The sequence below is a fragment of the Pigmentiphaga sp. genome (assembly GCF_033795525.1).
GTDB lineage: Bacteria > Pseudomonadota > Gammaproteobacteria > Burkholderiales > Burkholderiaceae_B > Pigmentiphaga.
This window is the reverse complement of sequence record NZ_JARYGM010000003.1, coordinates 178,450-200,547: the sequence shown is the minus strand read 5'-3', so window position 1 is coordinate 200,547 and position 22,098 is coordinate 178,450. Positions and strand designations below refer to the sequence as shown.

The window sequence follows — 22,098 nt, the reverse complement described above, 5'->3', positions numbered from 1 at the left end:
GACGCCGGGCAGCGGCCTGACTCTTGCCATGGCCACAGAACTGAACGACGTACCCGCGCCCGCGAAGATCAACCTGTTCCTGCACGTGGTCGGACGGCGTGCCGACGGCTATCACCTGCTGCAAACCGTCTTCCGCTTCATCGACCTGCAGGACACGCTGCATTTCCGCGTCCGCGCGGATAACCGCATCGTGCGTGCCTACGAATTGCCCGGCGTGCCCGCGGACGCGGACTTGGTCGTGCGGGCGGCGCGCGCCTTGCAACAGGCTACCGGCTGTGCCCTGGGGGCGGAGATCGTGCTCGAAAAACGGATCCCGGCCGGCGGCGGGCTGGGCGGGGGTTCGAGCGATGCCGCCTCGGTGCTGTTGGCGCTGAACCGCTTGTGGAAGACTGGCCTGTCGCGGCGCCAGTTGATGCAGCTGGCCTTGCCGCTGGGTGCGGATGTCCCGGTGTTCGTGTTCGGCCGCAATGCCTTCGCCGAAGGGGTAGGAGAAGAGCTGACCGGGCTGGTCCTGCCACCGCGCTGGTACGTGCTGGTCCAGCCCGATGCCAGCGTGCCGACCGCAGAGGTTTTCCGGGCACCGGAATTGACAAGAGACACGCGACGCGTCAAAATAGCGGACTTTCCTGACGGCGCATTTAATGCTGCACCAGATGCTGTCTTTGGGAACGATCTGGAAGCTGTCGTTTTTGCCCGCTTTCCTGAAGTTGGGCGGATCCGGGCGGTGGTTTCCCAGGCGCTTGGTGGTGCCAGGGTCAGAATGTCCGGATCGGGCGCGTGCCTATTTGTCGAATGCGACACGCAGGCACAGGCCAATGGCGCGGTATGCAAAATCGCCGCTACAATGCGGGATCAGCCCAGCGGGCTACCGGCGTTGAGAGTCAATCTGGCATGTGCCGGGCTCGATACGCATCCGTTGCTGGACTGGGCCGCATAGGCCGGAAGTAAATGGCCACCAGTCGGCAATGTTCGTCGCAGCCGGACGTTGTCGCGACAAGTTTCGATGTCCACGCAGGTTTCTGCGCGGGCAACGAGTTGGGGAGTCGCCAAGTTGGTTAAGGCACCGGATTTTGATTCCGGCATTCGAGGGTTCGAATCCTTCCTCCCCAGCCAAAGTCTTTGACCGAAAGCTGTTGATGCCTGTCCGTGTTTCACAGGGTCAACAGCTTTGTTGTTTTGTCGATCGGTCCCGGTTACAGGTCACCCGGGCCACAGCCACGGGCAAATGCGTCATGGCGCAAGAAAGCTTCATGATATTCACGGGGACTGCCAACCCCAAGCTGGCGGCGGACGTCGCGAGTCATCTCGGCATACCACTGGGCAAGATGAGCGTCGGTCGCTTCTCCGACGGCGAAGTCATGGTGGAGATCAACGAGAACGTCCGTGGTAAAGACGTATTCGTGCTCCAGCCCACCTGTGCCCCGACCAACGACAACCTGATGGAAATCATGGTCATGGTGGATGCGCTGCGCCGGGCATCCGCCGGCCGCATCACGGCCGCCATGCCATATTTCGGCTATGCCCGCCAGGACCGCCGCCCCCGTTCGGCGCGCGTGGCGATCTCGGCCAAGGTCGTGGCCAACATGCTGCAGGTGGTAGGCGTGGACCGGATCCTGACCATGGACCTGCACGCCGACCAGATCCAGGGGTTTTTCGACATCCCGGTCGACAACATCTACGCCGCGCCCATCCTGCTCAGCGACATCTGGAAGCGCAACCTGTCGAACCTGATGGTGGTGTCGCCCGACGTGGGCGGCGTGGTCCGCGCCCGTGCGCTGGCCAAGCGCCTCGAGGTCGACCTGGCCATCATCGACAAGCGCCGCCCGCGGGCCAACGTGTCCGAAGTGATGAACATCATCGGCGACGTCGAAGGCCGCACCTGCATCATCATGGACGACATGGTCGATACCGCCGGCACGCTGTGCAAGGCGGCCCAGGTCCTCAAGCAGCGGGGCGCGCTGGCGGTCTATGCGTATTGCACGCACGCCGTGTTGTCGGGCGGCGCGGTGGGCCGTATCGCCGAGTCCGACCTGGACGAACTGGTGGTGACCGATACCATTCCCGCCAGTGAGGAGGTCAAGGCCTGCAGCCGCATCCGCCAGTTGTCGTGCGCGGCCCTGATCGGCGAGACCATGCTGCGCATCTCGCGGGCCGACTCGGTCAGCTCGCTGTTCGTCGAATAAGTTTTGTCCTTTGCGCCTTGCCGCAGGCAGGCGCAAAGGCGAACCGGAAGCGCTGGTCGCGGCGCTGCCGGGCGGAACGCGATGGTCGCGTTCCGTGCACCGCTCGCGGGCATGTCGCCCGCCGCATTTTGGAGAAAACCATGCAATTCAACGCCACTTCGCGTAGCGTCCAGGGTTCGAGTGCGAGCCGCCGCCTGCGCCGCGCCGGCCGTGTTCCCGCCATCGTTTATGGCGCCGACGCAGCGCCCCTGTCCATCGAACTCGACCACAACGAGATCTACCATGCCCTGCGCAAGGAAGAGTTCCATTCTTCCATCCTGAGCATGCAACTCGACGGCAAGAGCTCCCAGGTCCTGCTGCGTGCCGTGCAATGGCACCCCTACAAGCCGCAAGTGCTGCATGTGGACTTCCAGCGCGTCGCCGCCGGCCAGGCCCTGCACACCAAGGTTCCGCTGCACTTCATCAACGCCGAGACCTCGCCTGCGGTCAAGCTCAGCGGCGCGATCATCACCCATGTGCTGACCGAAATCGAAGTCACTTGCCTGCCCAATGACCTGCCGCAGTTCATTGAAGTCGACCTGGGCAATATCGTGGCCGGCGCATCGGTGCACCTGTCCGACATCAAGGCCCCCAAGGGCGTGACCTTCACGGTGGGCGGCGAGACCGTCTTGGCCACCGCGGTCGCCAAGCCCGGCGGCGCGGCCGACGAAGCGGAGGCACCGGCAGAGGGCTGATTGCCCCACGTCCGGCGCTCGGCCATCATGGAACCCCGGTGCTTGCGCCGGGGTTTTTTTATGGCTGAGCGCCGAAACGCCGGCTGAAACAAAAAAGATATCAGCCGTGCCATTGAAAAGAATTAGATATATCAGAGGCCTTGGGGCACACTCGGTCGTGCGGGGCTGACAGCCCATACCGGATTCTTACCACTCTATCGCTGACGACCATGTCTACTACCACGCATTTTCCGTCTCCGACCCGGGCTCCCGCCGCCTGGCGCGGCCCCGACGTCGATTGGACACAGGAGTGCCTGTTCCGGCTGGATGACGCCGATATCGCCGAGATCGACCGGGCGCTCAAGGCGTTGAACGCGGGCGCAATCGAGCGGCCGCTGCCCTTGCGGCCCCAGGATTTCCCCCTCGAGCGAGTGGCGAGCAAGCTGCAGGCCGTGGGCGAACAACTCTACCGCGGCAAGGGGTTTGCCATGCTGCGCGGCTTGCCGCGGACCCGGTACAGCGCCGACGAAATGGCCCAGATTTATTTCGGCCTGTCGGTGTATCTGGGCGTCCCGATTTCGCAGTCGCATCGCGGCGAATTGCTGGGGCACGTGCTGAACCTGGCCGGCTATGGCGAGGTGGCGCGGGCCTACCAGGACGGCGGGCATATGAACATGCATACCGATTCCTGCGACATCATCGGACTCATGTGCCTGCGTACCGCCCGAGCCGGCGGCGCAAGCCGGATCTGCAGCGCGCTCGCCATTCACGATGCATTGGCCGAGCAGCGGCCGGACCTGCTGGCCAGCCTCTATGCCGGCTACTACTTCCGGCGCGGCGACAAGGATGCACAATTGGGTGATGGCAGAAAAGTCAGCGTGGCCCCCGTCCCGGTGTTCGATCGGCTCCCCGGCTGGCCGCAACAGGTTTCCTGCTATTTCCTGGGCAGCTATATTCGCCGCGCCGCCAAGGAGGGATTCGGCAGCCTGAGCGCAGTGGACCAGGAAGCCGTCGCTACGCTCGAAGCCATGGCCGAGTCGCCGGAGTTCTATCTGGACATGCAATTCCAGGATGGGGACATCCAGTTCTTGAACAACCGCGTTATCTTGCATGGCCGGACCGACTACGCCGACGAGGACGATATCGGCAAGCGGCGGCATTTGCTCCGGGTCTGGCTGAGCGCGCCCGAGTGGCCGCCCTTGGCCCCCCGGCAAGTGATGCATTCCGACGAAGACCACCGGCTCTGGCTGGAACGCCGGGACCCGGCGCTGGAATTTCCCCAGGCTTATCTCGAATCGCTGCGTGCCCACGCGGATTGAACGACAGAAGGAGAAGTGACTGCCATGAAACGCCTTGTCTATGGGATCGCACGCATTCGTGGGCTGATCGCCGCCGTATTGGTCTTCACGGGGCTGGCCTTCGTCGTCCCGGCCGGCGCAGCCGAACAGTACCCCAACCGCAATCTGGAACTCATCGTCCCGTATGCGCCGGGAGGCCTGCTCGACGTCGCAGCGCGCCTGTCGGCTACTTATCTGGCGCAGGAACTGGGCCAGCCTGTGGTGGTGAGGAACGTGCCCGGTGCCGGCGGCACCATCGGCATGGTACGGCTGGCCAAGGCCAAGCCCGACGGCTACACCTTGGCGCTCGGGTCGTTCGGCCTGCTGATCAACAAAAAGCTGCGGCCGGACGTGGAATACGATCCGCTGCGCAGTTTCACCCCGGTGGGCTATGTAGGCGACCAGGGCTTCGTGCTCATGGTCGCTCCCGCCCATTTCGACGTCGCCAACGTGAACGAACTGGCCGAGCGCATCAAGGCCAAGCCCGGCGCCTATACCTATGCGTCGGGTGGCGTGGGTGCGCCGTCGCACGTGCTGGCCGAACAGTTCCGCGCCCAGCAGGGGCTGAACATGGTGCATGCGCCGTATCAGGGGCAGAATCCGGCCATCATGGCCTTGCTGGCGGGCGACGTGCAGGTGACCTTGCAAACCGTGGCCGGCGCCGAAGAGCTGCTGCACAGCGGCCGCATCCGTGGGCTGGCCTCCACGGGCTCCGAGCGTCCCGCGGCGTTTCCGACGGTTCCGACCTTCAAGGAGCTCGGTATCGAAGGCATGGAGAACGAGGGGTGGCTGGCGATCTTTGCGCCGTCGGGCGTGAGCCAGCCGGTCAAGGAAAAGCTGCGGGCCGCCTGGGCACGCGTGGCGAGCAACGACGAATTCCGGCAAGCGCTGGCCAAGCGCGCCATTCAGGCGCGCGCCGTGACGCCGGAACAATTCGAGACCATGATGGCCGACGACCTGAAGTACTGGACGCAGCTCCTGGACAAGACCGGCATCACCTTGAACTGATGTCCCGTACGCGGCTGACGCATCGTCCATGAGCAGCCCGCAACGGCCGTCGTGTCCGGCGGATCTTCGCCAGCTGCAGCAATTCATCGTCGTTGCCGAGGAGCTGAATTTCCGCCGCGCCGCCAGCCGGCTCTGCATGACGCAGCCTCCGCTGAGCACGGCCATCAAGCGGCTGGAAGAAGCGGTCGGGACGCCGCTGTTCCAGCGCAACCGCTCGGCAGTGTCGCTCACGCCGGCCGGTGTGGTGCTCTTGCGCGAAGCGCGCTATCTGCTTCGCCAGGCCGAAGTTTCTTTTGCCGAGGCCCGGGCCGCCTCGGCCGGCGCGCGCGAGATCCTCAGGGTCAAAAGCATAGATAGCGCGATGCTGAACCTGCTGCCGGAATGGCTGGAACGGTTCTGCTCCACGGAAAAAGGCATACGGTTGTCTTTGACCACGGGCTCCAGCCAGGACGTCATCTCGGCGGTCGAGGGCGGCAGTATCGATCTGGGCGTATGCGTGCCAGGGGGCGCCAGCTATCCCCACTTGCGGACCTTTCCCTTCGGCCGCGAACGCTTCTGCCTGGCCGTCCATGCTTCGCATCGTTTCGCGGGCCGCGCCCAGGTCCGGCTGCCCGAACTCGCGGGCGAGCACATCGTCACCCATTACCCGCATGCGGCCAGCCCCGGCTATCACGCCGCAGTAAGCGTTGCCTTGCAGCAGACCGGCGCACACGTGCACGTGCACCAGTCCGAAACCCACTTGCTTGCCACGCTGGGTCTGGTGAGGCTGGAGGTCGGCCTGGCGCTGATTCCCGATTCGATGCGGCGCATAGGCATGGATGGCGTCGTATACGTGGAAGTGGTGTCCGAGCAGGGGGACGCCGTCACCTATCCCATCGTGCTGGCCGTGCGCCAGAGCGGCGCGAGTGACGCCGCCGTGCGATTCTGCGAGTTCGTCCAGCGGCGGACCGCGGCAGCGGGGCGTTCTTAAACTAAGATACAAGCCTTCGTCCGGGTTTCGGCGGCCATGCCGTCCCGGCCGGCTGTGCATTCCTCTGTTTTTCGCATCGCTCCCTTCATGTCAGAACCCATACGCCTCATTGCCGGCCTGGGCAATCCCGGTCCTGAATACGAACGCACCCGGCACAACGCGGGCTTCTGGCTGCTCGACCAGATCGCCGACGATTTGCGCGTGTCCTTTACCAACGAAAAAAGCTTCTTTGGCCACGTTGCCAAGGCCCGGGTGGACGGCGCCGCGATTCTGCTGGCCAAGCCCATGACCTACATGAACCGCTCGGGCCAGGCCGTCGGCGCCTTGGCCCGGTTCTACAAGCTTGGGCCGGAGCAGATACTGGTCGCACACGATGAGCTCGACCTGTTGCCCGGCCAGGCCAAGCTCAAGCAAGGGGGCAGCCACGCAGGGCACAACGGCCTGAAGGATATCCAGGCGGCGCTGGGGTCACCGGCGTTCTGGCGCTTGCGCGTGGGCATCGGACATCCGCGATCGCTGGGCCTGGCCCAGCAGGTCGTCGACTTCGTGCTTCATCCTCCCGGCCGCGAAGAACAGGCCCGCATCGACGAAACGCTGGACCGCGCGCGCGCAATCGTCCCGGCGTTGCTCAAGGGTGAATTCGAACAGGCCATGCAACAGCTGCACAGTGGCAATGCCTGATACCGATTGGCCCGGCGCATCGGCGGCGCGCGCGCCTGGCCGGGGCCGTCCCGGATTTCGCGAGGAGTTCGCCGACTTCCTGGCCTTCGTCAGGCGACCCGCGCTGGGGCCACGCCTGCCTCGCGCGCCCTACGGCTATCGCCGCCTGGACGGCAGCCGGCCCCGCTATGCGTCTCAGGAGTGGCTGGGCGGCATAGCGGGGCCGCACCTGGCCGCCTGGTTGGCGGTGCTGTGGGGCATCAACCTGCTGGTTCTGGGGCCGGTAGCGGCCTCTGTCGCGACCGCCTCCGGCGCCGAGCGCCGGCTGGACACGCTGCAGCTTTCGTGGTTCCACGTGGTGCTCTGGGCTCCTGTGGTCGAGGAAATGCTGTTCCGCTTCGGGCTGCGTCGCCCCGCCACGGCGCTGTGGCTGCTGCCCGTGCTGCTTGCGGCCTTGTTGTTGCGTCCCACTCCTGCGATGGCGGCCAGCGTTGCCTTTGCCTGCGCCATCATCGCTGCGGTCCTTGCCTGGCGCCGCTACCGCTGGCCATGGCGGTGGCTGCGGCGCTATCGCGACGCCTTTCCCGCCATCTTCCATCTTTCCACGCTGGCGTTCGCCTTTCTGCACCTGCTCAACTTCCGCCTGGGCGAGGCGGGCTGGCTGCTTCTGCCGCTGCTGGTGCTGCCGCAATGGGCAACGGGACTGGCGCTCGGATGGATGCGCGTGCGGTTCGGCATAGGCACTTCCATGGCCATGCATGCCGCCTTCAATGCCGGGCCCATGGCGCTGCTGTGGGCACTGCAGAAGTATGCGCCGGGCTGGCTGGATGGATAATGGCTGCCAAGGTTTGAATCCAGGAGACGTGCCATGACGCGAGCGCCCGTGCTTTCGTTCGATGCTTCGGTCGTGATGATCACCGGCGCCAGCAAGGGAATCGGCCTTGCATGCGCGCTGGCCTTTGCCCGGGCCGGCGCCACGGTGGCCGGCATATCGCGCAGCCAGGCCAATCTCGACACCGCCCGGGCCGCCTTGCGGGCCGAAGGCCTGGACATGCACGCGATCGCCACCGACCTGACCGACGAAGCCGCGGCACTGGCGGCCGTGCAGCGCGTCGAGGACGAGATCGGCCCTCTCTCGGTGCTGGTCAACTCGGCGGGCGCTGCCCGGCGCTATGCACCCGAGCAACTGGGCGGCGCGGCCTTTCGCCAGGCCATGGACGCAAAGTATTTCAGCTACATGCACGTACTCGACGCAGTGGCCCGCCGCATGGCCGGCCGCAAGCGGGGCAGCATCGTCAATGTGATCGGCCAGGGCGGCAAGTCGCCGGGTTCCTTCCATATCGCCGGCGGTGCGGCCAATGCGGCGCTCATGCTGGCTACCGTTGGCTATGCGCGTGCCTATGCAGCGGCGGGAGTGCGGTTCAACGCCATCAATCCCGGCTTGACCCGCACCGGCCGGGTGGAAGAGGGCTTGGCCGTGGCGGCGCAGTCCAGCGGACAGAGCCCCGAGCAGGTCCTGGCGCAGCAGGTTGCCGACATCCCCATGGGACGCTTGGCCGAGCCGGACGAGATCGCCAACGTAGCGATGTTTCTCGCGTCCGATCTGGCCAGCTACGTGTCGGGGGCGGTCATCCCGATGGATGGGTGCGCGGCGCCGTTCATCTGAGTTCGTGCCGAACAGCTCATGGCGGCCCACATCCAGCAGACCCATCGCTTCGCCCAGCGTCTTTCCGACGAGGATTTCGATCGCGTTTCAATCCGTGACCGCCGGAAAGCGGTCGCGCCGATCTATACGATTTGCCGATCAATCTATACAAACAATTCAATTCCGAAAAAGAAAGCCCTTTGTTACCTTGGGGCTGATCTTGTATCGGAATGCATGAATGAAAACAGCAGTTTACGGAGACTACGACCAGGAAGAACTGGACCGGCAGTACGACAACCAGCGCTATTGCCCCACTTTCCGCGAGACCTTGGACGAGGGCGCGCGCCTCAGTCTTGAAGCGTCGCCGTTGTGCACCGAGCGCGACGTGCGCTGGGGCGAGCACCCGGATGCCCGCCTCGATATCTACCGGCCCGCCGGGCCGGGGCCGTATCCGGTGGTGGTCTACGTCCATGGCGGCGCGTGGCTGGGACAGAGCAAGGAGGAAAGCGCGTTCGCTGCCCCGGCATTCGTCGAGGACCAGTGCATGTACGTGGCCCTCGGATTCCCCCGCGCATCGCAAGTGCCTTTTGCCGACATGGTCGCCGCCGTGCGCGAAGGCATAGGCTGGATCGTGCGAAATATCGCGCGTTTTGGAGGCGACCCGCGTCGTATCGTGTTGATCGGCCACTCCTCGGGCAGCCACCTGGTCTCGCAGTGCCTGATCCACGATTGGAAGGCCGCGGGCCTGCCGGGCAACGATTTTGCCGGCGCGGTGCTGGTGAGCGGCCTGGGCGATCTCGAACCGGTGCGGTTGTCGTATCGCAATCAGCGCCTGCACCTGACGCCTGCCCAGGTGAACGAGTTCTCGCTGCTACGCAACGAACCCAGCGGCCGGACGCCGGTGGTGGTGGCCGTGGCCCGGGGAGATACCGACGAATTCCGCCGGCAGAGCGGCGAGGTCGCCCGCTACTGGCGCGCGCGGGGATTGCTGGCGTCCGAACATGTCTTCGAGGACCGCCATCATTTCGACGTGATTCTCGACCTGTGCAACCGGTCGAGCGCCTTGTATCGAGCCGTCATGGAGTTGGCCGGAGGGGACGGCATCCGTTCAACCTAACCAAGGAAACCGCCATGTTCCGCTATCCTGTTTCTGTCCCGTCACGTCGCGGCGCGCTTGCCGCGTTGCTGCTCCTGAGCGCCTTTAGCGCCGGCGCGCAGGGGGCCGACACCTGGCCCTCGCGCCCCATACGGGTCGTGGTGCCGTACGCACCCGGCAATGCCGGGGACGTGACCTTCCGCATCGTCCAGCAGGAACTGGAAGCACGCCTGGGCGCCAACTTCTTTATCGACAACAAGAGCGGGGCATCCGGCAACATCGGCGCCGAGGATGTGGTGCGCGCCGCGCCCGACGGCTACACCCTGCTGCTGGGCGCGACCAACAACTTCGTGACCAACCAGTTCCTCGCCACGCTGCGCTATGACCCGACGCGGGACCTCGTCCCTATCAGCGTCATCAACAACGCGCCCGCCGTGGTGGTGGTCAACGCCAGCCTGCCGGTCAACGATCTTGTCGAGTTGACGGCCTATGCCAAGAAGCATCCCGGCAAGCTCAACTACGGTACGCCGGGCAGCGGTACGGCACCTCATTTGATCGGTGCGCTCTATGCGCAGTCGGCCGGCATAGAGCTGGTACACGTGCCCTACCGCGGTTCGCCGCCGGCGGTCCAGGCGCTGTTGGCGGGCGACGTGCAGATCTTCTTCGCTTCGGCCGGCATCAGCACCGTGGCCGGACATATCGCCAGCGGCAAGCTCAAGGCGCTGGCGGTGGCGGCCCCGCAGCGGATGCCGGCGCTGCCCGAAGTGAAAACCACGGTCGAACAAGGCATGCCATGGTGGCCGGCAACTGGTGGGGGCTGGCCGCTCCGGTCGGCACCGACCCGGCCATCATTGCGAAACTGGCCGATGCCGTGAAGGCGGCCGTGTCCAAGCGGGATATCATGCAGCAGTTCGAGAAGCTGGGGCTCGATGCCGTGGGCAACAGCCCGGCGGACTTCTCCGTGCAGATCCAGCAGGAGGCGGCGGTCTGGAAGGAAACCATCCGCAAGGCCGGCATCAAGGCTGAATAAGGCGGCGCGCCGGAAGCTAAGGGACTCCCCCTGCGGCACCGGCTCTTTTCTTTGCGTTCTCATGCGGCGTGCCCTCAGGGCGCGCCGTTTTTGTTTGGTCCGGGATTTCCCTGGCTTTTACAAATAATCGATTTTTTCATTGACATCGATTTTACGAAATAATAGATTGTAAAAACGATTATTTGGTAATCATCGATTCAGCGGGGTGCTTTATGGGAATTCGCGATACGGATCGGACGCTGCCGTCCAACCGCATGGTGTTCGAACTGCGGCGCGACGTAGCCAAGTATGAGGCCTTCAAGGCGGATCTGGAGGGCACCATGCAGGCCTACGGCCTGAGCGAGGAAGAAAAGCGCGCGTGGCGCGACGTGGACTTGCCTGCGCTGGGCGCCATGGGCGTGCACCCGTACTTCCTCCCGCAGATCTCGCGCTTGTTCAAGGGCGGTGACTACAACCATAACGACAGCGATGCCGCGCGTCTATATGCGCAAAAGATGGGCATCGGCGGCAAGGACTGAGCGGGAGTACCGAACATGGCAAAACTGGTAGCGGCCCTGGGCATCGCCCATGCACCCGGCGTGACAGGCTGGATCGACAAAAGTCCCAAGTCCGAGCAGGACGCGGTGCTGGCAGGCTATGCAGCCTTCCACGAGCGCATGGAGGCCCTGCGTCCCGACGTGGTGATCGGCGTGGCCAACGATCACCTGCTCAATTTTCCGATGGAGAACATTCCCGACTTTTGCGTGGGCATCGGCGATCACTGGTCCGGACCGGCTCCCTGGTTCCGCAACTGGCTCAACGTGCCCGACTATGCCATCCAAGGACACCGCGAGTTGGGACGCACCCTGGTGCGGGAGTCGGCGCGGGCCGGCATCAACCACGCGTTCGCCGAACAGCTGCTGTTCGACGACAACTGGTCGGTCCCCTTGATGTTCCTCTTCCCGCGGTACGACGTGCGCTTCGTGCCTATTCACATGAACCCCATCGTGCCGCCGGTACCCACCGCGGAGCGCTGCCTCCAGGTTGGCGCGCAGATCGCGCGCATCGTGCAGGCCTTCCCCGGCAACGAGCGCGTGGTGTTGATGGGAACCGGCGGGCTCTCGCATGATCCCGGCGGTCCCGACTACTTCACCGTGCACGAGGACTTCGATCGCTGGTTCATGGATTTGCTCACCACGGGCGACCTCGAGCGCGTCAAGCGCGAGGTGACCTTCGAGAAGCTGCTGACCGGCGGCGACGGGGGCGCGGGCGAGCTGCTGGCATGGCTGGTGGCCATGGGCGCGGCGGCAGAACTGGGCCGTCCCCAGGCGGAGAGCGTGTTCTACGTGCCTTCGGTGCCGATGCGCTGCGGCATGGGCGGTTCCTACTGGGATCTCTCGTAATGGGCGGCCTTCCTGGAAGACCGCGCGGCGACGACGCGGAGCTGCCCGTCGCGTTGGCCGACAAGCTGCTGCCCTCGGACTGCGCGTTGCTGGTCATCGATATGCAGAACGATTTTTGCGCGCCTGGCGGCTATGTCGACCGGGTGATGGGCAAAGACGTGACCGCGGCCGCCGGCATCGTGCCCGCGCTGCAGGAGATGGTCGCGACGGCCCGCGCTGCCGGCGTGCCGGTGGTCTGGGTATGTGCCGACTATTCGCACGCGCTGGCGCCCGACTCCATGCGCGTCAAGCTCAAGGCGCGCGGCATCCAGACCGAATGCTGCAAGCCCGGCACCTGGGGCGCCGAGGCCTTTGGCGTAGCGCCGCAGCCGGGCGAACCGGTGGTGTTCAAGCACACCTATAGCGGCTTCATCGGCACTGAACTGGCCAGCGTGCTGGTGCGGCTCGGCCGGCGCACGCTGGTGTTCGGCGGGGTCCAGACGCAGATATGCGTCGAGTCCACCGTGCGCGACGCGCATTCGCTGGGGTACTTCTGCGTGGTGCCGCGGGACGCGGTGGCTTCGCACACCCAGGCTTTGCACGAAGGCAGCCTGACCAACATCCAGTTCCTGTTCGGCGACGTATGCGCGGTCTCGGACGTGCGTGCGGCCTGGTCCGGCGCGCCGGCGGCGGCTGCCTGACGGGTCCGCGCGTTTCCCGCGGCGACCGGGTGATGGCTTGCCGGCCGGGCTGCCGCGGCGCCGACCTGGCGTGCGGCGGGCGCGACCTGCGCCACGTTTTGTGTCGTCTTCCGTTCCTCCTGACCCTTGCCTGAGAAGAGAGATCACCATGAAGCGTAGAACCTTCCACACCACGGTGCTGGCCGCCGCGCTCCTTGCCCTCAGCCCGCTCGCGCAGGCCCAGAGCGGACCGCCGTTGCGCATCGGCATCATCACCGAGATGTCGGGTCCGTTTGCCGACTATGGCCGACAGGTGCGCAGCGCCATCGACCTGTTCCTGAAGGTGAACGGCGACACGGTTGCCGGACGCAAGGTCGAGGTACTGTATCGCGACACCACCGGCCCCAATCCGGAGATCGCGCGGCGCCATGCGCAGGAACTCATCCTGCGCGACAAGGTGGACTTCATCGCCGGCTTCGGCCTGTCGCCGAACGCGATGGGACCGGCCCCGGTGATGACCGAGGCCAAGAAGCCGATGATCATCATGAACGCGGCGGCGACCTCCTCCATCGTGATGCGCTCGCCCTATATCGTGCGCATGTCCTTCACGCTGCCGCAGGTGACCGCGCCGCTGGCCGAGTGGGCCGCCAAGAACGGCATCAAGAACGTCTACACCATCGTGTCGGACTACGGCCCCGGGCTGGATGCCGAAAAAGCCTTCGTCAAGGCCTTTACCGAGCATGGCGGCAAGATCGTTGGCAGCGTGCGTGCGCCGCTGTCCAATCCCGAGTTCGGTCCCTTCCTGCAGCGGGCGCGCGATGCGAAGCCGGATGCGGTATTCGGCTTCGTGCCCTCGGGCGACATCGGCGTGCAGTTCATCAAGACCTATGCCGACCGAGGGCTCGCCAAGGATGGCATCAAACTGATCACCACCGGCGACCTGACCGACGACGTGTTCCTGGAGACCATCGGCGATGCGGCCCTGGGCCTGATCACCAGCCACCACTACTCGATGGCGCACGATTCGCCCGAGAACAAGGCGTTCGTCGATGCCTACAAGAAGGCCTACGGGCCTGACGCCCGCACCAACTTCTACATGGTGGGCTCGTGGGACGGCATGGCCGCCATCTACGAGACGGCGCGCCGCCTCAACGGAAAGATCGATGGCGACAAGGCCGTGGAGGTGCTGCGCTCGCTCAAGATCCAGAGCCCGCGCGGGCCCATCAGCTTCGACGAGAATCGCGACGTCGTGCAGAACGTCTATATCCGCCGGGTGGAGCGCCGCGATGACGGCAAGCTCTACAACGTCGAGTTCGCCACCATCCCGAACGTCAAGGATCCCGGCAAATGACGCGGCGGGCGGGACAAGACCTTGCGCGGAGGCGGCCATGACGGCTTTTTTGGGCGTCCTGATCGACGGACTGTCGTATGGCGCGCTGATCTTCCTGATGGCGATAGGGCTGTCGGTCACGCTGGGCCTGATGGGTTTCGTCAACCTGGCGCATACCGCGCTCGCCATGGTCGGGGGCTACTTCACGGTCCTGTTCGGGGAACGCATGGGGTGGCCTTTCGGGTGGGCCGTGCTCGGGGCCGTGGCGGTCGCTACGGTGCTGGGCGTGGTGCTCGAGCGGTCGTTGTTCCGCCTGATCTACCGGCGCGATGCGCTGGTGCAGGTGCTGTTGACCATCGGTGTCATGATGATGATCTCGGCCGCCATGATCTATTTCTTCGGGCCCGCGCTGCAGATGGTGCAGATTCCCGAGGCGCTGCGCGGCCGGGTCAGCCTGGGCGTGCTGGACGCATCGCGCTACCGCTTGATGCTGCTGGGGATCAGCCTGGTCCTGGTCGTGATCCTGCAATGGGGTTTTGAACGCACCCGCTTCGGCACGATGATACGCGCCGCGGTGGACAACCAGCGCGTGGCGGCCGCCCTTGGCGTGCCCATCCAGGCGGTCTTCATGGCCACGTTCGCCGTGGGCACGGCCCTGGCGGCCTTGGGCGGGGCGCTGGGCGTCGAGGCGCTGGGCCTCGATCCTGCCTTCGCGATGAAGAACCTGATCCTGGCGCTGCTGGTGGTAGTGGTCGGCGGCGCAGGCTCCATCATGGGTACCTTCGCCGCTTCGATGATGGTGGCGGTATTCGATATCGCCTGCAAATACTACGTGCCGGAGATCGGCGCCTTTGCCATGTACGGCCTGATGCTGCTGTTGCTGATGGTCCGGCCGCAAGGCATTCGCGGCGCCAAGGGGGCTTCCGCATGAATTCACGTCTACCTTTGGCCGCGCCGCGCGGGCGCGAGCCTTTCGGCAAATCCTGGCACGCCGGCGAGCTGGGCCTGTGGGTGCTCGTCGTAGCCGTCTGGTTCCTGATGCCCGATCGCCTGGGCCTGGGCACCCAGGTGCTGATCGCGGCCTTGTTCGCGCTTTCGCTCGACCTGGCGATGGGCTATGCCGGCATCGTCACCCTGGGCCATGCCGCCTATCTGGGCCTGGGCGCCTACGTCGCCGGCTGGCTGGGCAAGTATGGCTGGACCGAGCCTATCAGTGCCGCGTTGTTGGCGCTGGCGGCCGGTGCGTTGATGGGACTGATGACTACGCGCGTCGTGGCGGCCGGCACGCACCTGGCCGGCTTGATGGTGACGCTGTGCCTGGGGCTCCTGCTATATGAAGCGGCCAACAAGGGCACCGAATATACCGGTGGCGTCGATGGCATGCAGGGCATCACGGTAGACCCGGTGCTGGGGCTGTTCCGCTTCGACTTTGCTTCCCGCACTGCCTACATCTATGTCGCGGTCTGGCTGTTGTTGTCGTTGCTGCTGGTGCGGCGTATGGTGGGCAGCCCATATGGGCTGACGCTGCGCGGCGTGCGCCAGAACCCTCGCCGCACCGCGTCCCTGGGCGTGGACAATCGCCGCGCCATCACCATCGCCTACACCGTTTCGGCGGGCCTGGCGGGCCTGGCCGGCGCGCTGATGACCCAGAGCACCCAATATGTCGCGCTGGACGTGCTGGCCTTCCACCGCAGCGCCGACATCGTCACCATGCTGGTGATAGGCGGGGCCGGCTATCTGTATGGCGGCGTGCTCGGCGCCGCGCTGTTCATCATCCTGCAGGACACGCTCTCCGGCATCAATCCCGTGTATTGGCAGTTCTGGCTGGGGCTGGCGCTGGTCCTGGTGATGCTGTTCATGCCGGACGGCCTGATGGGCGCGGCCGACCGCCTGCGCGGGTGGCTGCGCACGCGCAAGACCCGTGCCATGCCCGTGGTTCAAAGGAAGAGCGATGCTTGAAGTACGCGGACTCTGCAAGCGCTTCGGCGCGCTCGCCGCGACCCAGTCGGTGGACCTGGCGCTGGCGCCGGGCGCACGGCACGCGCTTATCGGCCCCAATGGCGCCGGCAAGACCACCCTGGTCAATCTCTTGACCGGCCACCTGGCGCCCGACAGCGGATCCATGACGCTGGATGGCGCCGACCTGCTGCCGCTGCGGCCGCACCAGCGGGTCAGGGCCGGGCTGGTGCGTACATTCCAGATCAACTCGCTGTTCATGGAATACACGCCGCTGCAATCCGTCGCGCTGGCCATCGCGCAGCGGGAAGGCGATGCGATGCGGATGTGGGGATTTGCCGCCGCCGGCCGCAAGCATGTCGAGGAAGCCGGGGCGCTGCTGCACGACGTGGGCCTGGGCAACTACCTGCACGAGCGCACCGACCTGCTGCCCTATGGCCTGCAGCGGCTGCTCGAAGTCGCGTTGGCGCTGGCCTGCAAGCCCAAGGTGCTGCTGCTGGACGAGCCGGCGGCGGGCGTCTCGACCGACGCCAGCCAGCGGCTGTTCGACCTGATCGACCGCCTGCCGGGCGACTTGGCGATCTTGCTGATCGAGCACGACATGCGCCTGGTGTTCCGTTTCGCCCAGCGTATATCGGTGCTGGTGGCGGGCGCGGTGCTTACCGAAGGCACGCCCGCCGAGATCGCCGCCGATCCCAAGGTGCGCGAAGTCTACCTGGGGAGCCGCCATGCTGCTTGAAGTCGAATCGTTGACGGCCGGACACGGCCCGGCGCTCGCCCTGCACAATATCTCGTTCGCCCTGCCCGAAGGCGAGGGCCTGGCGGTGCTGGGCCGCAATGGGGCCGGCAAGACCACCTTGCTCGAAACCCTGATGGGACTGACCACGCTGCACGGCGGCACGATCCGCTTCGCCGGCCAGTCCATCGCCGGGCTCTCGCCCACCCGCCGCGCTCGCCTGGGCCTGGGCTGGGTGCCGCAGGAGCGCGAGGTGTTTCGATCGCTGACCGTCACGGACAATCTGACCGTGGTGCAACAGCGCGGGCCGTGGACCCTCGAGCGGGTATTCGAGCTGTTTCCGCGCCTGGGCGAGCGTGCCGGGAACCTGGGCAGCCAGTTGTCCGGCGGCGAACAGCAGATGCTCGCGATCGGCCGCGCCCTGATGACCAATCCACGCCTGCTGCTGCTGGACGAGCCGATGGAAGGGCTGGCGCCCATCATCGTCGACGAACTGGCGCGTTCCATCGATGCACTGGTGCGCAGCACCGGCATGTCGCTGATCGTGGTCGAACAGCATCCCGTCATTGCGCTGTCCATGAGCCGGCGCGCGCTGATCCTGGAGCAGGGGCGCGCCGTACACACCGCCGACAGCAGCCGGCTCCAGGCCGACCAGGAAACGCTGGACCGCTACCTGGGCGTGGACGTGACCTGAACCCGCAACCGCAAGGGGAAACGCATGAGCGACATTGGAACGAATATCCTGGCCGGTACCGTGGCCGAAATGACCTGGTTCGAGATCGAGGCCGCGGCCCGCGAGGGCGCCATCCTGCTCTGGGCCTTCGGCGTGATCGAACAACACGGTCCGCACCTGCCCACCGGCACCGACGTCTACCTGCCGATGGCGCGCCTGCGCATGGTCAAGGACATGCTGGCCGAACACGGGGTGCGCGCGCTCATCGTACCGCCCTACTACTGGGGGGTGAACGTGGTGTCGGGCGCCTTCCCGTCGTCGTACCGGGTCCGTCCTGAACTGATGCGCGAGCTGATGGCCGACGTCTTCGCCAGCCTCGAGACGGACGGCTTTGGCCGCGTGTTCTGTTTTTCCGGCCATGGCGACGCCCTGCACAACAAGACCATCTGCGAAGGCATCGCGCTCGGCCGCGAACGTACCGGCATGGATATCAGCTTCGTGATCGAAGACGCGCTGGCCCAGCGCCTGGGACTCTCGCGCGACGATCCCCGCGTGGCGCTGCGGCCCACGGCCGCCCCGCCCGATTCCATGCAGGTGGCCGGCTCGTCGCCCTCGGCCTCGCTGCCGGGCGCGGCGCCCTCGCGCTTCCTCGATGTGCATGCCGGCGAATGGGAAACCTCCATCATGATGGAAGTCACGCCCAGCCTCGTGCATGAAGAAGCGCGGCGCGGCCTGGCGCCCACCAACTACGGTCCCGACGACCTGGCCGAGTGGCGCAAAGGCTTCGAGCATGCGCGCCGCAAAACCCCCATGGGCTATTTCGGCGCGCCCGCCGACGCCTCGGCCGAACAGGGCCGGGAACTGCTGCGGGAATCGGCCCGGAACGCCGTGGAGGCCATCCTGGCGCGCCTGCAGCGCAGCTGACTCCCCGCAGGGCCGGCGGAGGCTACAATGTCGGGCTGGCCGGTCCGGCCCGACATTGATCACGATTTCCAAGGAACACCCCCATGGCCCTCCAGTGCGGCATCGTGGGCCTGCCCAACGTCGGCAAGTCCACCCTTTTCAACGCGTTGACCAAAGCCGGCATCGCCGCTGAAAACTACCCGTTCTGCACGATCGAACCCAACGTGGGCGTGGTCGAGGTCCCCGACCCGCGGCTGCAGGCCCTGGCCGAGATCGTCAAGCCCGAGCGGGTCGTGCCGGCCACCGTCGAATTCGTCGACATCGCCGGCCTGGTGGCGGGCGCCAGCACCGGTGAAGGCCTGGGCAACCAGTTCCTGGCCCACATCCGCGAAACCGACGCCATCGTCAATGTGGTGCGCTGCTTCGAGGACCCCAACGTGGTCCACGTGGCCGGCAAGGTCGATCCCATTGCCGACATCGAGGTCATCGAGACCGAACTGGCGCTGGCCGACCTGCAGACCGCGGAAAAGGCCCTGCAGCGCCACACCAAGACTGCCCGCGCCGGCGACAAGGACGCCGCCAAGCTGGTGGCCGTGCTGGAAAAATGCGTCGCGCAGCTCAACGAGGCCAAGCCCATTCGCGGCATGGACTTGTCGACCGATGAAAAGGCGCTGATCAAGCCGCTGTGCTTCATCACCGCCAAGCCCGCCATGTACGTGGGCAACGTCAAGGAAGACGGCTTTACCGACAACCCGCTGCTGGACAAGCTGGTCGACTACGCGAACCGGCAGAATGCCCCCACCGTGGCCATCTGCGCCGCCATCGAAGCCGAGCTGGGCGAAATGGACGACGAGGACCGTGCGGTGTTCCTGGCCGACATGGGCATGGAAGAGCCCGGCCTGAACCGCCTGATCCGCGCCGGCTTCAAGCTGCTGGGCCTGCAGACCTATTTCACCGCGGGGGTGAAGGAAGTCCGCGCCTGGACCGTTCCCATCGGCGCCACCGCGCCGCAGGCCGCGGGCGTGATCCACACCGATTTCGAGCGCGGTTTCATTCGCGCGCAGACCATTTCCTACGAGGACTTCATCCAGTACAAGGGCGAGGCCGGTGCGAAGGAAGCGGGGAAGATGCGTGCCGAAGGGAAGGATTACATCGTCAAGGATGGCGATGTGATGAACTTCTTGTTCAACGTCTGACGATTTTTTCTGAACTCAGGAGCGCTCAATAGCGCACGATGGAATGAGCAGGCCTTTTGAAATCAATGGCTTGCCTAACAATACGGTCTGCTGAGCGTTCCTATTGTTCATCGAGGTCTGAAAAATTCGGGGGTAGCGTTGGGGGTACTCGTGTTCAACCGTGGGGGTACTTTTCCCCGCAGTGGAGTCCAACGATGCCCGAGAATCTACTCACCGACGCCAAGATCAGGTCGGCCAAATCAACTGATCGAGATTGGAAACTTTCAGACGGCGGGGGCTTGTTCCTGCTGGTCAAGCCTACCGGCGGCAAGCTCTGGCGGTGGAAGTACCGCCTGCAAGGCAAGGAGAACCTCTTTGCCATTGGCGGCTTTCCTCAAGTAAGCCTTGCAGAGGCGCGTGCGGCCCGTGAGAAGGCACGCGCCTTGGTCAAGCAAGGCATTCATCCTGCCCATGAGCGGCAGCAGGTCAAGCAGCGCAACCTTGAAGCGCTGGAGGAACGCAAGCGCGCAAAGGAAAGCTCGTTCGCCAAGGTGGCACAGGCGTACTTGGCCGAGATCAAGCCAGTCTTTGCGCTCAGCTCCTACCGCACGAAAGAGTCCCGCATCAGGAAGTACCTGTCGCCGAAGTTTGACGGGATGCCGATGAGCGATATCGGCGTGAAGCAGATTCGTCCGCTGTTGGAAGAGTGCAAGGCCCATGGCGCATGGGCGGCCATTCACGTCAAAGGTGATCTTTCGGCGATCTTCGAGTTTGCGGTGGTGCGTGGCCTGGTAGAGGCCAATCCAATTCCCAGTCTTCGCGGGCTGCTGCGCGTGCCGTTCAGCGAGAGCAAGGCGGCGATGACGCGAGAGCAAATCCAGAAGTTCTGTCAGGAGTTGCGCGGCTACCGGGGCTATCCGGAAACCTCGTTGTGCCTGCGGCTGATTGCGCTGACCGCATGCCGTCCAGGGGAGGCGGCGGATGCCGAGTGGGACGAGTTCGACTTTGAGGATGCACTATGGCGTCGGCCTGCGGCGAAGATGAAAGCGCGGCGTGACCATGTCAGCCCGTTGTCGGTGCAGGCCATTGCCGTGCTGAAGGATTTGCAGTGCATCACGGGCGGCGGCCGCTATCTGTTCCCACACCGGAGCGGCAAGGGCTTCACTACGCCCAATCGGCTGACCTACGCCATGCGCGACATGAACCTGGGCCGGGGCACAACGCCGCATTGCTGGCGGACGACCTTTTCGACCTGGGCCAACGAGAATGGGTACCGTCCTGATGCGATTGAGCGGCAGCTTGCCCACGTGGAAAGCAACAAGGTGCGGGCGACGTACAACAAGGCGTTGCTGCTGGATCAGAGAAGGACGCTGTTGCAGGACTGGGCGGACTATCTGAGTGCTGCGGAGGGCAGCGGCATAGCATAGGGACGATTTGGCCGGGTGTTGCAGAACGAATGGACAGAGCGGCCTTTTCCTTTTCTGGATACGGCCGTTGTCCCTTGAGTGCCGTTCCCTTGTGCCCTTTTTGGTGTCCATCTGACACGGCGCGGCTTTAGAACGGCTAACAAAGCTGCGTGTGCGTTTCGAGCGAAGCATTCATACCCACGTGGCCCTGCTATCCCCGGATATCTGTCAGTTATCATCAAAATGATTCTATGAAGAGATTCATTTTGATTGTATTGAGGCCCGATAGGGACGATAATTGCGCGTCGTTCATCTATTTGCGCGTCGATCCGTACATGTCCAGCGAATCTCTCCTGTCACTCACCCAAGCGCAACGCGACCGTCTCGCGTTCGTCGATCTGCGGCTGCGATTCGTAGGTGAGATTCGGCGGCAGGACTTGATGGCGCGATTTGGCATCCAGATGGCGGCTGCAACCAGGGATCTTGCGCAGTACAAAGAGCTTGCTGCTGGCAACTTGGAGTACGACACGCGAAGCAAGGTCTATGTCCGTAGCACTTGGTTCCGACCGTTGTTCGACTTTCCCGCAGGGCGGGTGCTGACCTGGCTAACCGAAAGCTATGGAGATGGGGAGCCCCTTCAATGGAAGAGCATCGTGTCATGGGAAGGCGTCAACCTGCCTGGAAGAATCAATCTTGAGTTGCTTTCGGTTCTGACCCGCGCCATTCATCAAGGTGGCGCTGTCGAAATTTCCTACCGAGCGCTGTCCAGCGGGCGGACGACACGTGAAATCGTGCCGTTCGCCCTGGCCGACAACGGCCTGCGCTGGCATGTACGTGGTTTTGATCGGCGCAGCGGCGAGTTTCGCGATTTCGTGCTGGGGCGACTTGAGGATGCTCGCATCCTTCCCGGCCCTGTGGCTTCACATGAGAAATCCGAGCAAGACATTCAGTGGGCCCGCATCACCGAGCTTGAACTCGTACCGCACCCAGCCAACGTGCAGCACCCCGACACCATCGAAGCCGAGTACGGCATGGAGGGCGGCGTGATCAACGTGCGTGTGCGTGCGGCAATGGCGGGCTATTTGTTACGCCACTGGAATGTGGACTGCACTGAAGACCATAGCCTCAAGGGCGGCGAGCACCACCTATGGCTGCGTAATCGCCAGGCGCTCTACGGCGTGGCCAACTTGATCTTGGCACCGGGTTACAACGCCTCTGGCAAGGAATGATCGCATC

At 64.8% G+C, this 22,098-nt stretch carries 24 protein-coding genes and 1 tRNA gene; all 25 read left to right on the top strand.

Translation table 11 applies throughout. The features are described from left to right. The first annotated feature begins 28 nt into the window (after positions 1-28). The 25 genes from ispE to QHC78_RS09425 all read left to right on the top strand — a co-directional run bounded on the left by ispE (position 29) and on the right by QHC78_RS09425 (position 22,091). Positions 29-937 (top strand): 4-(cytidine 5'-diphospho)-2-C-methyl-D-erythritol kinase, encoded by a 909-nt coding sequence (ispE, locus tag QHC78_RS09540; RefSeq protein ID WP_319743830.1) that lies wholly within the window; start codon positions 29-31, stop codon positions 935-937. 99 nt (positions 938-1,036) lie between these two features. After that, positions 1,037-1,113, top strand: a tRNA-Gln gene (locus QHC78_RS09535). Between the two features lie 119 nt (positions 1,114-1,232). Continuing rightward, positions 1,233-2,183 (top strand): ribose-phosphate pyrophosphokinase, encoded by a 951-nt coding sequence (locus QHC78_RS09530; RefSeq protein ID WP_319743828.1) that lies wholly within the window; start codon positions 1,233-1,235, stop codon positions 2,181-2,183. Between the two features lie 140 nt (positions 2,184-2,323). Next, positions 2,324-2,917 (top strand): 50S ribosomal protein L25/general stress protein Ctc, encoded by a 594-nt coding sequence (locus QHC78_RS09525; RefSeq protein ID WP_319743826.1) that lies wholly within the window; start codon positions 2,324-2,326, stop codon positions 2,915-2,917. A gap of 209 nt (positions 2,918-3,126) precedes the next feature. Next, entirely contained in the window at positions 3,127-4,215 is a 1,089-nt protein-coding gene (locus QHC78_RS09520; protein ID WP_319743824.1) for a TauD/TfdA family dioxygenase, read from the top strand. A gap of 24 nt (positions 4,216-4,239) precedes the next feature. Next, positions 4,240-5,241 carry a Bug family tripartite tricarboxylate transporter substrate binding protein gene (locus tag QHC78_RS09515; protein ID WP_319743822.1) on the top strand — a complete coding sequence of 334 codons (1,002 nt, stop codon included), beginning with the start codon at positions 4,240-4,242 and terminating at the stop codon, positions 5,239-5,241. A 28-nt stretch (positions 5,242-5,269) separates the two neighbouring features. Beyond that, positions 5,270-6,211, top strand: coding sequence for a LysR family transcriptional regulator (locus QHC78_RS09510; protein ID WP_319743820.1), 942 nt, complete (start codon positions 5,270-5,272; stop codon positions 6,209-6,211). Between the two features lie 87 nt (positions 6,212-6,298). Next, entirely contained in the window at positions 6,299-6,892 is a 594-nt protein-coding gene (gene pth / locus QHC78_RS09505) for an aminoacyl-tRNA hydrolase (RefSeq protein WP_319743818.1), read from the top strand. Further along, complete coding sequence (locus QHC78_RS09500) at positions 6,885-7,706, top strand: CPBP family glutamic-type intramembrane protease (protein ID WP_319743816.1); 822 nt, start codon at positions 6,885-6,887, stop codon at positions 7,704-7,706. The genes pth and QHC78_RS09500 overlap by 8 nt, the downstream gene beginning before the upstream one ends. A gap of 33 nt (positions 7,707-7,739) precedes the next feature. Continuing rightward, entirely contained in the window at positions 7,740-8,537 is a 798-nt protein-coding gene (locus QHC78_RS09495; protein ID WP_319743814.1) for an SDR family NAD(P)-dependent oxidoreductase, read from the top strand. A gap of 217 nt (positions 8,538-8,754) precedes the next feature. Beyond that, positions 8,755-9,633, top strand: coding sequence for an alpha/beta hydrolase (locus tag QHC78_RS09490; RefSeq protein WP_319743812.1), 879 nt, complete (start codon positions 8,755-8,757; stop codon positions 9,631-9,633). 14 nt (positions 9,634-9,647) lie between these two features. Beyond that, the gene (locus QHC78_RS09485; RefSeq protein ID WP_413816440.1) at positions 9,648-10,487 is read left to right on the top strand and encodes a Bug family tripartite tricarboxylate transporter substrate binding protein; all 840 of its coding nucleotides are present in this window, start codon (positions 9,648-9,650) and stop codon (positions 10,485-10,487) included. Continuing rightward, complete coding sequence (locus QHC78_RS21130) at positions 10,406-10,642, top strand: tripartite tricarboxylate transporter substrate-binding protein (RefSeq protein WP_413816439.1); 237 nt, start codon at positions 10,406-10,408, stop codon at positions 10,640-10,642. Before QHC78_RS09485 ends, QHC78_RS21130 begins: the two co-directional genes overlap by 82 nt. A gap of 212 nt (positions 10,643-10,854) precedes the next feature. Further along, positions 10,855-11,160, top strand: coding sequence for a hypothetical protein (locus QHC78_RS09480; RefSeq protein WP_319743810.1), 306 nt, complete (start codon positions 10,855-10,857; stop codon positions 11,158-11,160). A 15-nt stretch (positions 11,161-11,175) separates the two neighbouring features. Further along, positions 11,176-12,024 carry a DODA-type extradiol aromatic ring-opening family dioxygenase gene (locus QHC78_RS09475; RefSeq protein ID WP_319743808.1) on the top strand — a complete coding sequence of 283 codons (849 nt, stop codon included), beginning with the start codon at positions 11,176-11,178 and terminating at the stop codon, positions 12,022-12,024. Next, entirely contained in the window at positions 12,024-12,704 is a 681-nt protein-coding gene (locus QHC78_RS09470) for a cysteine hydrolase family protein (protein ID WP_319743806.1), read from the top strand. Before QHC78_RS09475 ends, QHC78_RS09470 begins: the two co-directional genes overlap by 1 nt. Before the next feature lie 148 nt (positions 12,705-12,852). After that, a complete protein-coding gene (locus QHC78_RS09465) occupies positions 12,853-14,034 on the top strand; it encodes an ABC transporter substrate-binding protein (RefSeq protein WP_319743804.1) in 1,182 nt (393 codons plus the stop codon). A gap of 37 nt (positions 14,035-14,071) precedes the next feature. Next, entirely contained in the window at positions 14,072-14,944 is an 873-nt protein-coding gene (locus tag QHC78_RS09460; protein WP_319743803.1) for a branched-chain amino acid ABC transporter permease, read from the top strand. Next, entirely contained in the window at positions 14,941-15,972 is a 1,032-nt protein-coding gene (locus QHC78_RS09455) for a branched-chain amino acid ABC transporter permease (protein WP_319743800.1), read from the top strand. The genes QHC78_RS09460 and QHC78_RS09455 overlap by 4 nt, the downstream gene beginning before the upstream one ends. Beyond that, positions 15,965-16,708 (top strand): ABC transporter ATP-binding protein, encoded by a 744-nt coding sequence (locus QHC78_RS09450; RefSeq protein ID WP_319743798.1) that lies wholly within the window; start codon positions 15,965-15,967, stop codon positions 16,706-16,708. The genes QHC78_RS09455 and QHC78_RS09450 overlap by 8 nt, the downstream gene beginning before the upstream one ends. Continuing rightward, positions 16,698-17,399: an ABC transporter ATP-binding protein gene (locus QHC78_RS09445; protein ID WP_319743796.1), complete on the top strand. Its 702-nt coding sequence runs from the start codon at positions 16,698-16,700 to the stop codon at positions 17,397-17,399. The genes QHC78_RS09450 and QHC78_RS09445 overlap by 11 nt, the downstream gene beginning before the upstream one ends. Before the next feature lie 24 nt (positions 17,400-17,423). Continuing rightward, positions 17,424-18,302 carry a creatininase family protein gene (locus tag QHC78_RS09440; protein WP_319743794.1) on the top strand — a complete coding sequence of 293 codons (879 nt, stop codon included), beginning with the start codon at positions 17,424-17,426 and terminating at the stop codon, positions 18,300-18,302. An 83-nt stretch (positions 18,303-18,385) separates the two neighbouring features. Then, positions 18,386-19,477, top strand: coding sequence for a redox-regulated ATPase YchF (ychF, locus tag QHC78_RS09435; protein WP_319743792.1), 1,092 nt, complete (start codon positions 18,386-18,388; stop codon positions 19,475-19,477). A gap of 194 nt (positions 19,478-19,671) precedes the next feature. Then, the gene (locus QHC78_RS09430) at positions 19,672-20,883 is read left to right on the top strand and encodes a tyrosine-type recombinase/integrase (RefSeq protein WP_319743789.1); all 1,212 of its coding nucleotides are present in this window, start codon (positions 19,672-19,674) and stop codon (positions 20,881-20,883) included. A gap of 314 nt (positions 20,884-21,197) precedes the next feature. Next, on the top strand, positions 21,198-22,091 hold the full coding sequence (locus QHC78_RS09425; RefSeq protein ID WP_319744879.1) for a WYL domain-containing protein: 894 nt from the start codon (positions 21,198-21,200) through the stop codon (positions 22,089-22,091). The last annotated feature ends 7 nt before the right edge of the window (positions 22,092-22,098 follow it).

Coding starts and splice junctions, on each gene's coding strand:
- QHC78_RS09470 (WP_319743806.1), top strand. CDS start 12,024: ATGGGCGGCCTTCCTGGAAGACCGCGCGGCGACGACGCGGAGCTGCCC.
- QHC78_RS09495 (WP_319743814.1), top strand. CDS start 7,740: ATGACGCGAGCGCCCGTGCTTTCGTTCGATGCTTCGGTCGTGATGATC.
- QHC78_RS09440 (WP_319743794.1), top strand. CDS start 17,424: ATGAGCGACATTGGAACGAATATCCTGGCCGGTACCGTGGCCGAAATG.
- QHC78_RS09455 (WP_319743800.1), top strand. CDS start 14,941: ATGAATTCACGTCTACCTTTGGCCGCGCCGCGCGGGCGCGAGCCTTTC.
- QHC78_RS09425 (WP_319744879.1), top strand. CDS start 21,198: ATGTCCAGCGAATCTCTCCTGTCACTCACCCAAGCGCAACGCGACCGT.
- QHC78_RS09485 (WP_413816440.1), top strand. CDS start 9,648: ATGTTCCGCTATCCTGTTTCTGTCCCGTCACGTCGCGGCGCGCTTGCC.
- QHC78_RS09460 (WP_319743803.1), top strand. CDS start 14,072: ATGACGGCTTTTTTGGGCGTCCTGATCGACGGACTGTCGTATGGCGCG.
- QHC78_RS09480 (WP_319743810.1), top strand. CDS start 10,855: ATGGGAATTCGCGATACGGATCGGACGCTGCCGTCCAACCGCATGGTG.
- QHC78_RS09475 (WP_319743808.1), top strand. CDS start 11,176: ATGGCAAAACTGGTAGCGGCCCTGGGCATCGCCCATGCACCCGGCGTG.
- QHC78_RS09465 (WP_319743804.1), top strand. CDS start 12,853: ATGAAGCGTAGAACCTTCCACACCACGGTGCTGGCCGCCGCGCTCCTT.
- QHC78_RS09450 (WP_319743798.1), top strand. CDS start 15,965: ATGCTTGAAGTACGCGGACTCTGCAAGCGCTTCGGCGCGCTCGCCGCG.
- QHC78_RS09525 (WP_319743826.1), top strand. CDS start 2,324: ATGCAATTCAACGCCACTTCGCGTAGCGTCCAGGGTTCGAGTGCGAGC.
- ispE (WP_319743830.1), top strand. CDS start 29: ATGGCCACAGAACTGAACGACGTACCCGCGCCCGCGAAGATCAACCTG.
- QHC78_RS09515 (WP_319743822.1), top strand. CDS start 4,240: ATGAAACGCCTTGTCTATGGGATCGCACGCATTCGTGGGCTGATCGCC.
- QHC78_RS09430 (WP_319743789.1), top strand. CDS start 19,672: ATGCCCGAGAATCTACTCACCGACGCCAAGATCAGGTCGGCCAAATCA.
- QHC78_RS21130 (WP_413816439.1), top strand. CDS start 10,406: ATGGTGGCCGGCAACTGGTGGGGGCTGGCCGCTCCGGTCGGCACCGAC.
- ychF (WP_319743792.1), top strand. CDS start 18,386: ATGGCCCTCCAGTGCGGCATCGTGGGCCTGCCCAACGTCGGCAAGTCC.
- QHC78_RS09490 (WP_319743812.1), top strand. CDS start 8,755: ATGAAAACAGCAGTTTACGGAGACTACGACCAGGAAGAACTGGACCGG.
- QHC78_RS09445 (WP_319743796.1), top strand. CDS start 16,698: ATGCTGCTTGAAGTCGAATCGTTGACGGCCGGACACGGCCCGGCGCTC.
- QHC78_RS09520 (WP_319743824.1), top strand. CDS start 3,127: ATGTCTACTACCACGCATTTTCCGTCTCCGACCCGGGCTCCCGCCGCC.
- QHC78_RS09530 (WP_319743828.1), top strand. CDS start 1,233: ATGGCGCAAGAAAGCTTCATGATATTCACGGGGACTGCCAACCCCAAG.
- pth (WP_319743818.1), top strand. CDS start 6,299: ATGTCAGAACCCATACGCCTCATTGCCGGCCTGGGCAATCCCGGTCCT.
- QHC78_RS09510 (WP_319743820.1), top strand. CDS start 5,270: ATGAGCAGCCCGCAACGGCCGTCGTGTCCGGCGGATCTTCGCCAGCTG.
- QHC78_RS09500 (WP_319743816.1), top strand. CDS start 6,885: ATGCCTGATACCGATTGGCCCGGCGCATCGGCGGCGCGCGCGCCTGGC.